Annotated in this window: 12 protein-coding genes and 1 pseudogene; 7 read left to right on the forward strand and 6 right to left on the reverse strand. The window is 67.8% G+C overall.

The features are described from left to right. A pseudogene (locus VNS22_RS28695) lies at positions 1-187 on the forward strand (IS481 family transposase); the annotation flags it as partial. A gap of 67 nt (positions 188-254) precedes the next feature. On the opposite strand, the gene VNS22_RS08405 reads toward VNS22_RS28695, so the two are convergent. The 5 genes from VNS22_RS08405 to VNS22_RS08425 form a co-directional block, all read right to left on the reverse strand. After that, positions 255-1226, reverse strand: a complete 972-nt coding sequence (locus tag VNS22_RS08405; RefSeq protein WP_325731489.1) for a sugar-binding transcriptional regulator — start codon at positions 1224-1226, stop codon at positions 255-257. A 94-nt stretch (positions 1227-1320) separates the two neighbouring features. Next, complete coding sequence (locus VNS22_RS08410; RefSeq protein ID WP_325731491.1) at positions 1321-2037, reverse strand: amidohydrolase family protein; 717 nt, start codon at positions 2035-2037, stop codon at positions 1321-1323. Positions 2038-2051: 14 nt separating this feature from the next. Next, the gene (locus VNS22_RS08415) at positions 2052-3035 is read right to left on the reverse strand and encodes an ABC transporter permease (protein ID WP_325731493.1); all 984 of its coding nucleotides are present in this window, start codon (positions 3033-3035) and stop codon (positions 2052-2054) included. Positions 3036-3046: 11 nt separating this feature from the next. Continuing rightward, a complete protein-coding gene (locus VNS22_RS08420) occupies positions 3047-5602 on the reverse strand; it encodes an ATP-binding cassette domain-containing protein (RefSeq protein ID WP_325731495.1) in 2556 nt (851 codons plus the stop codon). Between the two features lie 66 nt (positions 5603-5668). After that, entirely contained in the window at positions 5669-6715 is a 1047-nt protein-coding gene (locus tag VNS22_RS08425; protein ID WP_325731497.1) for a substrate-binding domain-containing protein, read from the reverse strand. A 555-nt stretch (positions 6716-7270) separates the two neighbouring features. Between VNS22_RS08425 and VNS22_RS08430 the strand changes: the two genes are divergently transcribed. Then, complete coding sequence (locus VNS22_RS08430; RefSeq protein WP_325731499.1) at positions 7271-9166, forward strand: hypothetical protein; 1896 nt, start codon at positions 7271-7273, stop codon at positions 9164-9166. A gap of 861 nt (positions 9167-10027) precedes the next feature. On the opposite strand, the gene VNS22_RS08435 is transcribed toward VNS22_RS08430, so the two are convergent. Continuing rightward, entirely contained in the window at positions 10028-10264 is a 237-nt protein-coding gene (locus VNS22_RS08435) for a hypothetical protein (protein WP_325731501.1), read from the reverse strand. Positions 10265-10552: 288 nt separating this feature from the next. Here VNS22_RS08435 and VNS22_RS08440 point away from each other — a divergent pair, with 288 nt between their 5' ends. From VNS22_RS08440 to VNS22_RS08460, 5 genes are all read left to right on the forward strand, one after another. Further along, a complete protein-coding gene (locus tag VNS22_RS08440) occupies positions 10553-11848 on the forward strand; it encodes an NAD(P)/FAD-dependent oxidoreductase (protein ID WP_325731502.1) in 1296 nt (431 codons plus the stop codon). Positions 11849-12166: 318 nt separating this feature from the next. Beyond that, on the forward strand, positions 12167-12901 hold the full coding sequence (locus VNS22_RS08445) for a response regulator (RefSeq protein WP_325731503.1): 735 nt from the start codon (positions 12167-12169) through the stop codon (positions 12899-12901). A 330-nt stretch (positions 12902-13231) separates the two neighbouring features. Beyond that, positions 13232-13507 carry a DUF1127 domain-containing protein gene (locus VNS22_RS08450; protein ID WP_325731505.1) on the forward strand — a complete coding sequence of 92 codons (276 nt, stop codon included), beginning with the start codon at positions 13232-13234 and terminating at the stop codon, positions 13505-13507. Positions 13508-13570: 63 nt separating this feature from the next. Continuing rightward, positions 13571-14539 carry a cytochrome-c peroxidase gene (locus tag VNS22_RS08455; protein WP_325731506.1) on the forward strand — a complete coding sequence of 323 codons (969 nt, stop codon included), beginning with the start codon at positions 13571-13573 and terminating at the stop codon, positions 14537-14539. Further along, complete coding sequence (locus VNS22_RS08460) at positions 14536-17079, forward strand: two-component system VirA-like sensor kinase (RefSeq protein ID WP_325731508.1); 2544 nt, start codon at positions 14536-14538, stop codon at positions 17077-17079. The genes VNS22_RS08455 and VNS22_RS08460 overlap by 4 nt, the downstream gene beginning before the upstream one ends. Positions 17080-17503: the final 424 nt, after the last annotated feature.

Genomic DNA, 17503 nt, shown 5'->3' on the forward strand with positions numbered 1-17503 from the left:
CCGCTATCACTACGGCAGCCATGAAGAGCTCCGGCACCACCTGCAGCTCTTCCTCGACGCCTACAACCACGCAAGGCGCCTGAAGACCCTGCGCGGCCTCACCCCCTACGAGTTCATCTGCAAAGCCTGGACGGAACAGCCAGCCAGGTTCATTGCCGATCCGACCCACTACACCCTGGGACCAAACATCCTAGGTCTGCGCCTCGTCGTGATCGAGGTGAAGGGCAGGGCAGCTCTTGAACAACGCTGTTTGCTCAGCTTTCCCCAAGGATCAGTCGGGCGGTGTTCTCGTCGGTGATCAGCCCATTGGCGAGGTGACCTCGGAAGGCGGCCTCCACCGCAGGCGCGCGATTGGTGCCCGAGGCGACGATGATGGTCGGCCGGTCCGGCGGCGGCCGCAGCGCGAACGAGGTAAGGCGCGGGTGATACGCCGCGTCGACGATCCGGCCATCCGCGTCGATCGCCCGGCCGAGCAGTTCGCCCACGGCACCGCGCTCCATCGCCTGCCCGGTCTCGGCCGCGGTGATGAAGCCGTCCACATAAAGGGACGCCTCCGGCCCCCAGTAACCGATGCCCATCATCAACAGGCTCGCCTCGCCGACCAGCGAGCGCAGCGTCTGGTAGCCCGGCTGCGCCTGCAGCACCTCGCGCTCCTCGCGCGAGCCGGTCACGACCGGCATGGGCAAGGGATAGCATTGCGCGCCGATGCGCTCGGAAAGCCAGGTGACCACGTCATAGTGGCTGGCCCGGCCATCACGGGTCAGGTTGCCCATCAGCGATACGCATTTGTGCTGCGGACGGCTCATCGGGCGCAGCCGCCGGGAGACTTCCCGCATGGCCTTGCCGTTGCCGATCGCGATGGTCAGCGGGGCCTTTTGTTGCAGCACCGTCTCAAGGTGCAGCGCCGCGAGCAGGCCGACCGATGGGATATCCTCCGTCGTACCGAGCTCGTTCAGTGCCACCTCGCAATATTGCAGCTCGAAGCGGTCCTTCAGCCGCTCGGCAAGCTCGATGCAGTCGCTCAGCGGATGAACGAGCTGGAAGCGGATCAGCCGCTCGCTCTGCGCCAGGGCGATCAGGCGCTGGACGATCTGGCGCGATACCCTCAGCTCGGCCGCGATCTGATCCTGGGTGCGGCCCTTGTCGTAGTAGAGCCAGGCCGCGCGCGCCGCCATGTCGAGCCGCCGGTCGCCGTTCACGTCATGCCGCTCACCGGTCCCGCTCATGCCGAGATCGTCTCCGACTGCAGTGCCACAGGCCCGCGGCACGCGGCCCGGCCGAGCATCGCTGCCAAGCTCGCGCTCGATGCAGTGGCACAAGTCACAGCTTGAGAAGCCGGGCGATGTTGCCGCCCACGATCTTCGCGTAGCCGTCGCGATCCGCGGTCGCCCGATCCATCTTCTTGAACTCCCATTCGTAGTCCACGAACGGCGAATCCGTGCCCCAGATCACCTTGTCCGGGCCGAGCTCCCGCACCGCTGTCTGGATCTCGAAGATCGGCGCGCGCGAGGTCTCCAGATAAAGGTTCGGGTACTGGCGGGCGAACGAGATCGCCTGCTCGACCGACCAGAAGAAGCCCATATGCGCCATGAGCAGCGAGACCTTGGGGAAGCGGGCTGCCATCAGCGCGAACTCGGGCGGGCTGTTGTACAGGTCGCTGGCACCGTGGACGATGACCGGGATGTCGAACTCCTCGGCCACCTGGAACAGCGGGTCGACCAGATTGCTGTCGGAGAGGTGAAAGCCGTTCAGGGTGGGATGCAGCTTCAGCCCCTTGAAGCCCCACTCGACGACGCAGCGCCGAACCTCGGCGGCGGCATCCGGTTGCCACGGGTTGACGGCGCAGAACGGGATCAGCCGGTCCGGGAACTGGTCATAGGCTTCCTTGATGGGATCGTTGGTGAAGTTGCCCTCGACGAAGGGGAACATGACGGCCTTGTCGACACCAGCGGCGTCGATCTTGGCCACCAAGTCCGCGCCGGTCTGACGGGCGCCCGGGCGGATCCCCAGGTGGTTGTGGGCGTCGATGACGAGCATGGCGATCCTCCGTGTCAGTTCCGGCGCTTCAGTGCGCCTACAGCCATGGCCAGCAGGATGAAGGCGCCGTTCAAGGCGAAGCGGTAGGGCGCGCCCAGGCCCATCATGGTCAGGCCGTTGCCCAGGAAGGCGATGAACAGGGCGCCGATGAAGGTCCCGAGGATGTTCATGTCGCCGTGGCGCGAGGCCAAGGTGCCCAGATAGGCGGCGGCGAACGCATCCAGCAGGTAGGGCTCCGCGCCGCGCGGCATGGCGATGCCTGTACGCGAGACGAGAGCCACACCGGCAATGGCGGAAAGCAGACCCGCCACCACGAAGCCCAGACCGAATACCCGGCGGACATCGATCCCGGCGAGAAAGGCCGCGCGGACATTGTTGCCCACTGCCCTGGCCTGCCGCGCGAACGGCGTGAGATGCATCAGCACGAGGGTGAGCAGCAGGATGGCCGCCGCCAGCAGTGTCAGGACGGCGACCGGCCCGACCGAGCCCTGTCCCAGGAACAGGAAGGGCGCAGTGATCCCGCGCGGCAGGGTGAACAGGATCTGCGGCTCGGCGCCGTTAGTGGCAAGCAATTCCCCTGAGCGGATGACGAACATCATCCCGAGTGTCCCGATGATCGCGGGGATGCCGACATAAGCCATGAGGATGGCATTGATGCCGCCTACCGCCAGGCCGAAGCCCAGCGGCAAGAGGAACGCCAGCCAGACGGGATAGCCGTTGATGATCAGGATGGCCGCGATCAGCCCGGCCGCGTCCGCGACCTGGGCGATGGACAAGTCGACGCCCCGCATCGACATGACGATGGTCAGGCCGATGGCGAGAATGATCAGGATCGTGCTCTGACGCAGTACGTTGGCGACATTGGCCGGGCTCAGAAAGCCGGGCTTCAGCGCGTAGAAGATCAGCAGGACAATGATCATGCCGATGATGGCGCCGTAGTCGCGCAAGAAATCGGTCGTCCTGCCGAGCGCCGGGCCGGCGGCTGTCGTAGAACTCATGGGCCGCACTCCTAGAAGATGAGCACCTGACCGATGTCACGGCGACGGATGACACCGAGGGTGATCGCGAGGATGAGCACGGCACCCTGGATGCCAGGCAATGCCTGACTGGAGATGCCGATCAGGATCAGGCCATTGGAGAGCGACGCCAGGAACAGCGCCGTCACCACGGTGCCGGTAACGTTCAGCTCGCCGGAGCGCGACAGCGTGCTGCCCAGGAAGGCGGCTGCCAGGGCGCTGATCAGGAAATCGATGCCGGTCGCGAGCGCCGAGGCGCCATAGCTGTAGGAAGCCAGCACCACGCCGGACAAGCCCAGGACCAGCCCGCCCAGCATGAACGACGCGACCGCATGAGGTCGGCGCGGGATGCCGCGCAGCTGGGCGGCCGCCAGGTTCTGGCCGACGGCGTACATCCGCATGCCGAGCCTGGTGTGGCGCAGGACCACATGCAGCGCGAGCGTAACGATCACCAGCAGGACGAAGACGAAGGGCACCGGGCCGACATAGCCCTGGCCGATGAAGAAGAAGCCTGGCTGATCGGCCAGGGTCATCGCCTGACCGCCATTGTAGAGCAGCGTGGCACCCATGGTCAGGAACATCGTGCCGAGCGTCGCCACGAAGGGCGGCATGCCCAACGCGATGACGAGCAGGGCGTTCAACGCGCCGATCACGAGGCCGACCATGCCGCCCACCAGGATGGCCGCCGCCGTGCCCATGCCGGCCAACAGCGCTCCGGCGGCAAGGTTGGTGGTCAGTTGGCTGACCGCGCCCGCCGACATGTCGAACCCGCCGGCCACCAGCACGATGGTCAGCCCCAGCCCGATGAAGGCCAGCACGCTGCCCTGCTTCAGGACGTCAAAGATGTTGCCGGGGTAGAGAAACTGCGGCGCCAGCATGGCGATGACGGCCAAGGCCAGGACCATGCCGGCGATCGTGCCCCAGCGGGTGAGCGCGCCGCCGACGGTCGGCAAGGTCGCATCAGGCTCGGTCGGCAGCGCATCCTGGGCAGGGGCCGAGCCTTCTCCAGCCGCGCTGTCCGCTGCCGTGCTGCCCGAAGCCCAGTACAGCAGGGTTTCCGGATCAGCCTCGTTGCGATCCAGCAGTTGGCTGATCCTGCCCTTGTGCATCACGGCCACGCGATCGCACATGCCGGCGATCTCTTCGAGATCCGACGAGATGAAGATCACCGCGGCGCCCCGACGGGCCAGCTCGGTCATCTGCCGGTAGATCTCCACCTTCGAGGCGACATCGACCCCGGTGGTCGGCTCGTCGAAGAGGAAGATCTCGGCGTCCCCGGTCAGCCAGCGGCCGATGACGACCTTCTGCTGGTTGCCGCCGGAAAGGTTCTTGGCGGGCTGCCGGATGGTGGGAGGCTGGATCGCCAACCGACGCACCAGATCCAGGGCGTCGGCCTTCTCGCGCCTCAGGTTCAGCAGGCCGAACGGCGCCCAGCGCGCGATGTTGGGCAAAGTGAGGTTGTCGCGCACGCTCAGCTGGGTGATCAGGCCCTCGTGGCGGCGGTCCTCCGGAATGAGCGCGAAGCCCTGGCGCTTGGCGGCGCGCGGGTTGCGCGGGGTCGAGGGGGTGCCATGCACGGTCACGCTGCCGCCGCTGCGGGGCAGGGCACCGATCAGCGCCATGGCGAGCTCGGAGCGCCCGGCCCCCATCAGGCCGGCGATGCCGAAGATCTCGCCGCGGCGCACCGTCAGGTCGACGCCGCGCACGGCGGCCGCCTGGCTCAGGCCGCGCACCTCCAGGAGCGGCGCGCCGATCGCCACCGGCTCCTTGGGATAGAGCTGGGCGATCTCGCGCCCGACCATCATGGCGACGATGTCGGCGCGCGACATGCCCGCGGCATCCCTGGTCGCGATCAGCCGCCCGTCGCGCAGCACCGTGATCCGGTCGACGAGATCCAGCACCTCGTCCAGATAGTGCGAGATATAGATGATCGTGACGCCCTGGTCCCTCAAGGACCGGACGATGCCGAACAGCAGCTCCGCCTCGGTCTCGCTCAGGGAAGCGGTCGGCTCGTCGAGCACCAGGACCTTGGGGTCGCGCAGCAGCGCCGCCGCGATCGCGACCTGCTCGCGCTGCGCCACGGTCAGGTCGCGGGCCAGCGTGTCCGGGGAGAAGCCGGCACCGACCCGGGCGAGCACCTGCCGGGTCGCCTCCCGCATTGCCGCCAGGTCGAGCAGGCCAGTAGCCGAGACGATCTCGTGGCCGAGAAAGGCGTTCCGCGTGACGTCGAACTGCGCGACGAGCTGCTGGTCCTGGTGGACGATGACAATGCCATTGGCCTCGGCATCGCGCGGATCCCGCATCCGGACGGGGCTGCCGTCGACCAGGATCTCGCCGCCGTCCGGTCGATAGACGCCGGTCAGCACCTTGACGAGGGTCGATTTGCCGGCGCCGTTCTGGCCGAGCAGGGCGTGGATCTCGCCCTTGCGGACCGAGAAGCTCACCTCGTCGAGTGCAACGACCCCTGGGAAGGTCTTGCGGATGGCGCGGCATTTCACGGCAAGCGGGAAGGTCGCGTCCGCGGGTCGTTCGACTGTGTCCGGATGCATCGATGCGTGCTCACGGCAGAAGGCCGCGCGGGGTGGCCACCAGTGCCGCCCCGCGCTCGCCGTTCGTCAGGGAAGGATCGGATGGACGATCTGCAGCTCGCCGTCCTGCGGCCAGCGTGCCTCGACATCGGCGCGGTCGATCGCCAGATCCTCCCACACCGTACTGCCCCAGCGCTTCTCGGCGGCGGCCACCGCATTGGCATGGGTGGCCAGCCAGGCATCGGTGAAGAGCGTGCTCGGGAAGTCTGCCTTGCCGCCGATGCCCTGGATCAGGATCTCGGCCGCCAGCGAGCCGATGCGGGGAACATCCTGCACGACGGTGGCGATGAACGGGCTGTCCTGGTCGAGCAGCATCTGGAAGCCAACGCGATCGCCGTCGATCGCGGCGACCTTGATCTCGCTGCGCCCGTTGCGCCGGATGGCCTCGACCGCACCGGACACCAGCAGGTCGTAGGCTCCCCAGACCGCGGCGACGCTGCCCGGCTCGGGATTGGCGACCAGCAGGTCCTCCATCTGCGTCTGCACCCGCGCGGCGCTGTGCTCGGTCGGCACTTCATGCAACCGAACCTGCGGATAGTCCTTCGCCAGGGCCTCCAGGACGCGCTTACGGGTCTCCAGGATCGGTGCCCCCGGCACCCAGAACACGTAGACGTCGCCCTGATAGTCGATGCTCGACAACAGCGCCCGGCTCATCAATGCCGACATGAGCGCATCGTCGCCGCCGACATCGGCCAGGGCGCCGCTGGTCTTCGAGCCGACCGAAGTCGTCACCACCGGGACGCCGGCGTCACTGGCCTTCTGCACCACGGGCGCCAGCTGCTGGGCGTCCCCGAGTTGCACGACGACCCCCGCCACGCCGGAATTGATGAGGCTCTCGATATTCTCGTTGTGCTTGCGCGGGTCCGCGCCACCGTCGGTCACGACTACCTCGGCGCCGGCGGCCTCGAGCGTCTTCTGCGCGCCAGAGATGATGTCGCGATTATAGTCGTTGGTGATCTCGCGCGCGGCGATGCCGATCTTCTTGCCGGCGAGCTCCTGCGCGGGCGCGACCAGAGGCGCAAACGCGATGGCCGCGGAGACGGCGGTCGCCGCCAACGCCTTCAGAAACGTCATGAATGCCTCCCTTGAGACCCAGAGGACGATGTCTTGATGACCTCCGGTCGATCATTTGACCGATGCCCGAGTAACTGCTCGACAGCTGTCCTGGTGTCAAGGCAGCGTTGCCACCCAATGCGCGTTGCGAAGATTACGGCAGATGCTATCGGTTGCTCTGTTGCCCGGCACCATACGCTCACGTCTCCAATGCCCGAACACCGAGCACTTACGTCGCCTCAACGCTGCCGGAGCGCTGATGTTCTGATACGTTTGTACGTCATAATGTCACTACAAGAATCGCCGCCTCGTTCTCACTCATGCTGGTCGTCAGGCCGACGGCAGGCAGTCCGTGGATAGGTATGCAGTCATTGACATGGAGGAACATCAATATATGGATGCTGATTCAGCATATGATACCACATGATGATCATTGGCAGGGTTTACTCGATGGTCCATCCTCCGTATTCCGCTGCGGCATCGTCCGGATACCGGCATCCAAGGAGCATTGTCCTGAGCTGTTGTGCCGCGTTCGTACGGTCTCACGATGCTGGCTCCGGCTGACGGGCCGCACGCTTGCGCCTGCGCCGCCATCAGGAGGAGGTCGAGCGCGTGTGCCGCGGCATCGCGACGGGCGCCCTGGCTTGCACCGATATCTTGGCCGCGGTCACGCCGGGTGGCGGCAAGTCGGCGCTGCCGGTGATCGCGGCGGCCCGGCTGCTCGGGGCCACTCCGCCGGGGCAAGCCCAGCCGATCGTCGAGCGGATCTGCTGGGTCGTGCCGCGGGACACGCTGCGCCGCCAGGCCGAGGAGGCGTTCGTCGACCCGACCTGGCGGCACGTGCTCGGCCACCAGCATGCGGTCCGGGCTGCCGACAACGCGCCTGACCCCTGCCGCGGGCTGGCCGGCTATGTCACCACCTATCAGTCGATCGCGGCCGCACCCGCCCTGCACCTGGCCGAGTTCCGGCGGCACCGCTACCTGCTCTGCGTCGACGAGCTGCACCATCTGCCGGGCCTGAGCGATCTGGATGCGGCCGCCCTGGCCGCCGAGGACACGGCCTGGTCGCGGGCCCTGCTCCCACTGTTGGAGAATGCCGGGCTGCGTCTGCTGATGTCCGGGACGCTGGAGCGCTCCGACCGGCGGCCGATCCTGTGGCTCAACTATCGCCGGGACCGCCTGACGCCAGGCCAGCACCGGGTCGAGCTGGGCATCCCGGGCTGGGCGGTGGTGGGCTACGACCGGCGTGCGGCACTTGCGGAGCGGGCGATCATCCCGATCCGGTTCGGCGCCCTGGACGGCCGTGCCGAGTGGCTGCTCAACGGCGAGTTCTCCTCGGTCGAGTCGTTCTCCGCGGCCAGCGACAAGCTGCGCCCGATGCTGTTCACCGCGCTGCGCACCGGCTACGCCGAGGCAGTCCTGCGCCGCGCGTTCGCCGACTGCCGCGCGCATCGTGCCCGGCGCCGTGCCGCCCTGGGGCTTGGGCCAGCCCAGGCGGCAGCCGGTCTGGGCAAGCTTCTGGTAGTGGCTCCGGACCAGGCGGCCGCCCGGCGCTACACCGAGATCCTGCGCGGCTGGTTGAACCCGAAGGGAGCAGAAGCCGGCGTGGCCCTGGCCATCTCGGATGAACGCGACGCGGCCGAGCGCATCGCCCGCTTCCGGCTGCGGCCCGACCCGTCGGTGCTGGTCACGGTCGGCATGGCCTATGAGGGCATGGACGCGCCCGAGATCAGCCATGTCGCCTGCCTGACCCAGATCCGCTCGGTGCCCTGGCTGGAGCAGATGGCGGCCCGCGCCACCCGCTTCGATCCGCATGGCGGCAGCTACGAGGAGCAGCGGGCGCTGATCTATCATCCCGACGACCCCCTGTTCCGGATGTTCCGTCGTGCCATCGAGATCGAGCAGTCCGGCCGCGCCCGGACCCGCCGGCGCGGCGACCAGGCGGAACTGCCGCTGGGCGATCAGGACGACGGCATGATGCGTCATGGCTCGGTCCTGCGGCCGCTCTGGTCGGAGGCGACCGAACTGCGCTTCGAGACGGTGCTGCCGCGCGGTGCAGCCGGAGCGCTGCCCAGCAGCATGGCCCCGGCCGGCGACCGCCTGCCGGAGACGCCGACCCAGGCAGAGCAGCGGCTGCGTCGCCAGCTGGGCCAGCTGGTGGCCGCGCAGGTGATCGAGGACGCGGAGACGCGCCTGCCGGGCCAGCCCTGCGACTACCACGCCTACAACGCCGTGCTGAAGCGGCTGTTCGGCAAGGCGCGGGGCAGCATGACCCAGGCCGAGCTCGAGGCCGAGATCGGCTGGCTGGAGCGCAACCGGATCCGCAGCCAGCTCGAGCTGATCCGGGACGACCCCCGCTATGGCTGGTCTGCACGGCAGCGCCGGACGAGCGTGCGGCCGGGCCCTGATCAGCCGGGCAGCCGTGCTTCGGTCAGACGCGAACGCGGCAGGGTTGCCGGGGAAGCGGGATAGATGAACCTGGAGGAGCTGGCACGGATGCTGGCGGCGAGCGGTGGCCACTGCGGGCTCCGCTGTCCGGTACCGAACCGGCAGCCGCACCCCTGGCGCAGGACCTGACACGTCTTTGCGTAAGACCATGGCCGCGAGGATCCGCCGAAGGCGCACAGATGTCGCCGAACGACCGGATGGGCCGGTACCATGCAGCCGGCCTCTCGATGCCGACGAGGCGACAGGGACGCCGGGCTAGCGCTTACTCAAGCAGAAACCCATGAGCCCGCTTCAGCCCAAGTCACGCGTATCGATGCCTATGGCCGCTTCACCTCTGGGTCGAGGTTACGGACGGTGAGGCTGGCCGTCGCTCCATCTGCCGGTCTTTCTGTCAGTTGCGATGCGATCGATGATAGCTTGAGCGCTATAATTGGCGACGGGCATCGACTCGGTCGGCGGATGCACCTGGACCGAGTTTTACGAGCGCGCCGGCCTCGACATCCTGTGATCCCGGCAAGGTAGCACCCGTCATCTCCTTGAACAGCTTGGCCAGCGGCTTGTCCGCTGGCAGGGCTGCCTGATCCTTTCCGGAGAACGCGAACCAGGGAAGTCCGGCCTGGGCATAATCCTCGGCGGATGGCGGGTGATTGGATGCCACCCGCCAGTGGCCGGCTTTCAGAACTTGGCGTGCAGGAGGGTGACGCAGACCCGGTCCGCCTGGGCCATATCCCAATCACCCAGGTCGAACGGATCGGGATGGATCACCTGCCGCATCCTGCCGCCAAGCCCATGGTTCCAGATGGCAGCATACGGGCAGATACTTCCATCCGGGCACGAAGGCAGAGCGCATCCTGCGCTTCCTCCCAGGCGTGCCATCGCCTCGGCCTACCAGATCGGTAGGATCACACCGCCGCGCGCGGCAACCTGGCCCGGCAGTCTGCCGGCATGATCGTCCGCATGACGCAGCGGGAAGGCAGCGAGCCTGGGCGGGAGGTCATAGGTCCGATCCGTGTCCGACATCCGCAGCATGCGCTGGAAATCGATGGAGAAGCTCGCTTCCGCCTCGATCTGCGGAAAATGGAAGGCAAGCTGGTCATCCTCGAGCGTGAGCTGAGCAGGCAAGCTCCACCAGGAGCTGATGACGGTACGCAGGTACCGTGCTGGCGCAGGATCCATGGCGCCGGAGGAATCCGTCGTACGCGGCCTGAGCCATGAAGATCTGCTGCCGCAGCGCCTCCTCCCAGCAGGAAGCAATCCACCAGACAGCCCCGGACCCGCGCGAGACGCGCAGGTTGCAGCTGCAACCATCGCACCCGCCGCCGCAACGGCTCCGCAACGTCAGGGGCCGACTTTGACCTCTACTGCTTCTGACGGAGAGGTCACGTGCAAACCAGATGCGGAACACGGGCGGTGGTCGTTGGGTCCGGGATCGCAGGTCTGGCAGCAGCCCAGGCCCTGGCGGACCATTTCGATCTCGTGCTCATCCTGGAACGGGATGCGGAACCCCTCGATGGCCAGCCCCGCCCTGGCGTCCCGCAAGGCCGGCATCCCCACCTGCTCCTGTGCGGGGGAATGAACGCGCTCTCGACCCTGTTCCCGGGCCTGGTCCAGGATCTCCATGCCGCCGGCGCGGTCCCGCTCGACGTGGGGCGGGACCTGCAATTGGAGCTGCCGGAAGTGGGTGCCCTGCCCAGGCGGGAGCTGGGGCTTGCCACCTTCTCGATGACCCGTCCGCTCCTGGAGCAGGCGCTGCGCCGGCGGGTCACCCACCGCGGCAACGTCGAGATCCGCTACCGCACACGGGTCATCGGCATCCTGAACGCGCCGTCCGACGGCAGGGTGACCGGCGTGCACTACCAGGAGGGGCTGGGCCGCTACGGCATGACCGGTGCCGACCTGGTCGTGGATGCCTCCGGCTGGGCCAGCCCCACGCTGGACTGGCTTGAGACCAACGGGATGACGCTGCGGCAGACGGTCGTAGGCGTCGACATCGGCTACTCGTCCGCGGTGTTCGCCCCGCCCACTGCACCTGATGCGGACTTCGTCGGTGCGGCGACATTTGCCGACGCACCGGGAAGCAGCCGGTCCGGCTATGTGCTCCAGGCCGAGAATGGCAGTTGGCAGGTCCTGCTGGTGGGGCGGGGCGACGATCGTCCGCCCACCGATCCCCGCCAGTTCATTGCCTACGCCCAGGGCCTGCTGACCCCGACGATCGCCGACTTCCTGGCGCGTGTGGGTCCACCGCCGCATGTCAGCTGCTTCGCGTTTCCCAAGAGCGTCTGGCGGCATTTCAGGGGTGCGACCCGCCTGCCCCGCGGCCTCCTGCCGATCGGTGACGCCATCTGCCGGTTCAACCCGGTCTATGGCCAGGGCATGAGCGTCGCGGCGCAGGAGGCGGTGCTGCTCCGCGACCTGCTGGAGCGACAGGCGGGCTCCGCTGATCCGCTGGCGACGCTGACCGACCAGTTCCTCGCCGGTGCCGAGCGGTTCATCGAGACGCCATGGGCAGTCTCCACGCTCCCGGATTTCGTCTATCCGCAGACCAAAGGCGAGCGGCCGGCGCGGCTCGAGGAGGAGCTGCAGCAGCAGGCGGCGCTCCGGCGACAGGCACTGGTCGATCCCGACGCCTGCCGCCTGCTGTCCGAGGTCCATCACCTGCTCAAGCCCCTGCAGGCGCTGCGCACCGCCGGGCTGGTGGCCGCCTAGCTTCCGCAGGATCCGCGGTCGCCGGGCACGGCAGGCGGCCCGGCGACCGTTCCCTGAACCTCCTTCTTCGCAAGAGCCGATCCGGCGACGGGTCGGCTCTTGCCGTGCATGGGCCGCCGGTGTCGCTGTGACCGACATCACTGCCTCGATCGCAGGCGCAGCTATGAGCGCCGCGGAATGCTGTCCTCGGCGGCTCCGACGGTGCCGCCCGGGGCAGTGCGGCCGGACCCGCCATGGCCCGGCCAGACGAGGTAGTGCGACTGCATGCTCATGATGGACCATGCTACCGGCTGGCAAGCGCGGCCGCGGGGACCCGGCATGACCGACGACAAGGGGGACCGGGCGCGCATCCTGGTGATCGATGACGACCCGGCGATGCGGCAGATGCTCACGACCTACCTGGAGCAGAACAATTTGGCGGTCAGCTCCGCCCAGGGGCGGCGGGACATGTCGAGCCATTTCATGCGCCGCGAGCCGGATCTGGTGATCCTCGATCTCCATCTGGGCCGTGAGGAAGGGCTGGATCTCCTGCGCGAGATCCGGGCTTCCTCGGACGTCCCGGTGATCATCGCCACGGGACAGCGGCACGAGGAAGTGGACCGTGTGTTGGGCCTCGAACTCGGCGCCGACGATTTCGTGACCAAGCCCTTCGGCCTGCGCGAGCTGCTGGCGCGGGTCCGTGCCGTCCTGCGCCGCCGAAGCCCGGCGCGCGCTGGCGGCTCGGCCGGCATCGACCGGCGGCGCTTCCTGTTCGGCGGCTGGCAGCTCGACTGCACCACCCGCCGCCTGACCGGCCCGGATGGGAGCGCCGTGCCCCTCACCAAGGGAGAATATGCGCTGCTCATCGCCTTTCTGGAGGCGCCGCAGCGGCCGCTCACCCGCCTGCATCTCCTACAGGCGACCAGGGTCCACGAGGATGTCTTCGACCGGAGCATCGACGTGCAGATCCTGCGGCTGCGGCGCAAGCTGGAGACCGAGCCCGGCATGCCCGGCATCGTCCAGACCGTGCGCGGCATCGGCTACATGTTCGCGCTGCCGGTCGAGATCGCCTGACCCGGCTACCGATGTAACCGTATCGGTGCCGGTGGAGAGCGTCGTGTAATCTGACCTGGGCAGGATCGTCTCCGTCATCGGACGGAGAGTATCATGCAGTATCGATGTCGATCATCTTCGGCGGCCCGAAGTCGGTGGCAGCGAAGCGTTGCCACCATCGCCCGCCTCGGCAAAGCTGTGATCGGAAGCCTCGTGGCCAGCTTTGCCACCGCGGCCGTCGCCCTGCATCCGGAACTGATGCTGCCTTCGACGGAGTGGTGCCAGGACGAGGCTCCTCCCGATCCGGATCCGGTCCCGGAGGATCCAACACCGGCAAGAGGAGCCTGAGCCATGGCGATCTCGTACAATCAGCCGAACCTTTCGCTGGACCAGGTCCAGCGGCGGAACCAGCCCGTGCCATGGTGGCAGGCGCTCCTCCACCCTGCCCGCCGGCTGTGGTGCGGCATGCGGCGTCGCATCGTCATGCACCGCACCCAGGCCCTTCTGGAGGAGCTCGACGACCGTACGCTCAAGGATATCGGCCTCAACCGGATGGACGTCCGGTGCCTGTTCCAGGAAGGTGGGCAGCTCAGCGACTGGCGAAGCCGGGACCTGACGCGGCGATAGATGATGGCACGTGCGGGATGGACTTCGTTTGCCGGGGCGGCAGCGGCGATGGTGGCGGGAGCCTTGCTTCTGCCTGCCCTGGGTTTCCCCTCCCACGCGCAGCCTCCGGTGCCACCGGCCGCGGACGGAGCGATCACGCCAGCCGTCCTGCCGCCATGGGCACCGCATGCACCGGTGGCGGAAGTGGCGCTGGGAAGGAAGCTGTTCTTCGAGCGGCGCCTTTCGCGCGGCGACCGGTTCGCCTGCAGCACATGCCATGACCTGGACGCGGCAGGCACCGACTCCCGTGCCGTCCGCGAAGGCATCGATGGCCAGCCTCTCCGCCGGGACACGCTGTCGGTGTTCAATGCCGGCCTCAGCGCCACCCTCGGCTGGACCGGCGCCTTTTCGAGCCTGGAGGCCCAGGCCATGGCCTCCATCGAAGCATCTGCGATCATGAGCGCGAACTGGCAGGAAGTGATCGCCAAGCTCGAGGACGATCCCGGCTACCGGACGGATTTCTCCACCGTCTATGGAACTGGTCCGAACCCGGGCAACATCGCCAGCGCGCTGGCTGCCTTCGAGCGGACGCTGGTGACGCCCGGCAGCCGGTTCGACCGCTACCTGGAAGGCGACGAGACGGCGCTCACCCCGCCCGAACTGGCCGGCTACCGGCTGTTCCGGGAGATCGGCTGCATCAGCTGCCACCAGGGGCGCAACATCGGCGGCAACCTGTTCGAGCGGTTCGGCCTGTTCATGTCGCCGGGAACCGGCGGGAAGCAGACCGATCCGGGGCGCCAGGAGGCTACCGGGCGCGAGGCCGACCGGCATGTGTTCCGCGTCCCCAGCCTGCGCAATGTCGCGGTCACTGCACCCTATTTCCATGATGGCAGTGCCGCGAGGCTGAACGAAGCCGTCACCGTCATGGCGCGCACCCAGCTCGGCCGCTCGCTCGGGCCGGTCGAGATCGACCGCATCGTCCAGTTCCTGGGCACGCTCACTGGCCGCTACCAGGGGCGCCCGCTGCGCGCGGCGGAGGTGCCACCGGAGTGACCACCCTGGTCCGGCCGTTCCTGACAGTTGCAGCCCTGCTAGCGCTGATCACCTACCTGATGCTGCAGGGCATGGCCCCCTACCTACCGGAGCAGGAGCAGCGCCTGCATGCCGTGGATGCCATCGTCCTCAATCAGGCGGCCCTGGAGCGCGACGCGCTGCGGATCCGGGCCGGCCTGCTGGCGAACTACGATCCGCTGGTCGATGCCAATGCAGGGCTGCAGCACGCTCTCCAGCAGCTGCAGACGGACCTGCCGGACTGGCCACAGGTGGCGGAGCGGTTCGCCGCCATGCGCCAGGCGGTGGCGCAGCAGGAGCCGCTGATCGACGCGATCAAGACCAGCAATGCACTGGTGCAGAACTCGCTCGCCTACTTCACTTTTCTCGTCTCCGGCCAAGCCGCCGCCCATGGCGGCCTGGGTGCCGAACTCGCCGGTCTCGCCACCGGCATGCTCCGCTTCAGCAAGGGTGTGGGGCATGTGGATGCCGACACGCTGACCAGGGCGCTCGACCAGTACGATCGGGTGGTCCGGGACGAGCCGCCGGGGGCCTGGCACTCGATCGGCGCGCACGGGCGCATGATCCTCCGGCACATGGCGATTCTGGACGAGAAGCTGGTGGAACTCGGCCGGTCACCGGTCGAAGCCAGCACCGTCGCGTTCCGGGCTCTGCTGGTCGAGCGCTATGCCGCACTGGATCGCGAGGCATCGACCTATCAGGGCCTGCTCTACCTCACCGCAATCCTGCTGCTGGGCTACCTGTCGGTCCTCTACCTGAAGCTCCGCCTGAGTGCTCACGACCTTGGTCGGCATGCGCAGGAACTGGAGATCCGCGCGGCGGCCCAGTCCATGATCGCCGAGCTGTCCACCTCATTCATCGACATTCCGCCGGAGCAAATCGGGCCTGGCGTCAGGGATGGCATCGCGCTGCTGGGGCAGCGGCTGGGGGTCGACCGGGCTTATCTGCTGTTCGCCGCCGACAGTGGCTGGGAGGCGTGCTGCACGACCGTCTGGCCAGCCGGGCACGGGAATGGCGACTGGCCGGACCCTGCCTTGAGCCTTCTCGCGGCACCCGAGCTGATCAGGCTGGAACAGGACGGCTGCATTCCGATAGCCTCGGTATCGGCTCTGCCACCGGGCACTGCGCGCACCGCTCTGGAAGCCCACGGCATCCGTGCCTGGCTCGGCATCCCCTTGTGGCAGAAGGGCCAGCGCGTGGGCCTGCTCGGATTCGACCTGACCCGAGGCCCGCGTGACTGGAGCGCCGACGGCCTGCAGCACCTGCGGATCGCGAGCGACATCTTCGCCCATGCGCTGGAGCGGCAGCGTGCCGAGATGGAGCGCGCGGCACTGGCAATACGGCTGGCGCAGGCGGAGCGGATGGAGGCGATCGGCACGCTTGCCGGCGGGATCGCGCACAATTTCAACAACATTCTCGGCGCCATCCTGGGCTATGCCGAGATGGCGGCCCAGGCACTGACGGTCGGCTCCCAGGTCCACCGGCATGTCGAGGCGGTGCATACTGCCGGGATGCGCGCAAAGCTGCTGGTCGACCAGATCCTGACGTTCAGCCGCCGCGGCGAGGGCAACCGGACGCCGGTCGGGATGGCACGGCTGATCGAAGAGACGACCGGGCTCCTGAATGTCGTGCTGCCGGCAACCGTGAAGGTCGAAATCGATCGGCTCGACGCCAATGCCTTGGTGATGGGCGATCCGACGCAGCTTCAGCAGATCATCATGAACCTCTGCACCAATGCCGCACAGGCGATGAACGGTGTCGGCCGGATCAGCCTCGCCATCTCGGTTGTGGAGACTGCCGGACAGCGCAACTTGTCCCATGGCACGATGCCGGCCGGGCGCTACGTCCGCATCGGCGTCAGCGACGAGGGCCATGGCATCGATCAGGCGACGCTTCAGCGGATCTTCGAGCCGTTCTTCACGACCAAGCCATCCAGAGGCGGCACGGGGCTGGGCCTCGCCACCGTTCATGGGATCGTTGCCGACCATGGCGGGGCGATGAACGTGCTGAGCCGCCCGGGCCAGGGAACGGTGTTCGAGGTCTATCTGCCCGCAACCGCCGAAGCCGACCTCCCCCTGCTGCCGGTGGATCCATCCCGCGGGGATATTCCGTTCGGCGCCGGCCAGGTCGTGCTGCTGGTCGACGACGAGGAGATGCTGGTGTCGCTCACGGAGGAGATCCTGGCGGGCCTCGGCTATGAACCGGCAGGCTTCACCGACCCGTTACGGGCGGTTCAGGCCTTCGAGGCAGACCCCGAACGCTTCGATCTCGTCCTGTCCGACATGGTCATGCCCGGCATGACCGGCGACCAGCTCGCCGATCGCATCACCCTCCTCCGGCCGGACGTGCCGGTCGTCCTGATGACCGGTTATGGCGACCTCGTCGCGCCGGAACGACCCGCGGGACGGGACGGTCATCCGGTCCTGCGCAAGCCGCTCTCCTCGATAGACCTGGCCAGGGAGCTGGCCCGGCGCCTGCCCTCAGGAGGCATGCACCCCGCGAACGTGGGCTTAAGCCGCTGATCGTCGAACCGACGGACATGATGCTCTATTCCTTGCGCGACTGCGGCGCCTTCACATGGCAGCCGTCCACCAACGATCAGCGACAATGCCAGCGCCCTCGACGACGCTCAGCGGCCGGCTGCTTTGAGGCCTTGGCCGACGATCTAGGTGCCGTCTTGCGTATGGCGGCGGGGCCCAAGGCCGAACCGAGTGCTGCGATCCTGGACAGTCGGACGCGACGGTCCTCGCCCGAAAGCGGCGACTGAGCCGGCTACGGCGGAGCCGAGCGCAAGAAGGGATCCGAGTTCCCCCTGGCCGTCGACCCGCTCGGCCATTTCCTGGCCCGGCACGTCACGCCTGCCAACACCGACAACCGTGCCGAAGTGGGCGCCTTGCCTGGGCAGGGCAGGACGCCACGGGGCAGGACATCGATCTGGCCTGCGTC

This window comes from Geminicoccus sp. (genome assembly GCF_035556675.1).
GTDB lineage: Bacteria > Pseudomonadota > Alphaproteobacteria > Geminicoccales > Geminicoccaceae > Geminicoccus.

Bases quoted from the DNA above. Each gene is read 5' to 3' on its own strand.
- VNS22_RS08405 (WP_325731489.1), bottom strand. From the start codon at position 1,226: ATGAGCGGGACCGGTGAGCGGCATGACGTGAACGGCGACCGGCGGCTC.
- VNS22_RS08410 (WP_325731491.1), bottom strand. From the start codon at position 2,037: ATGCTCGTCATCGACGCCCACAACCACCTGGGGATCCGCCCGGGCGCC.
- VNS22_RS08415 (WP_325731493.1), bottom strand. From the start codon at position 3,035: ATGAGTTCTACGACAGCCGCCGGCCCGGCGCTCGGCAGGACGACCGAT.
- VNS22_RS08420 (WP_325731495.1), bottom strand. From the start codon at position 5,602: ATGCATCCGGACACAGTCGAACGACCCGCGGACGCGACCTTCCCGCTT.
- VNS22_RS08425 (WP_325731497.1), bottom strand. From the start codon at position 6,715: ATGACGTTTCTGAAGGCGTTGGCGGCGACCGCCGTCTCCGCGGCCATC.
- VNS22_RS08445 (WP_325731503.1), top strand. From the start codon at position 12,167: ATGACCGACGACAAGGGGGACCGGGCGCGCATCCTGGTGATCGATGAC.
- VNS22_RS08450 (WP_325731505.1), top strand. From the start codon at position 13,232: ATGGCGATCTCGTACAATCAGCCGAACCTTTCGCTGGACCAGGTCCAG.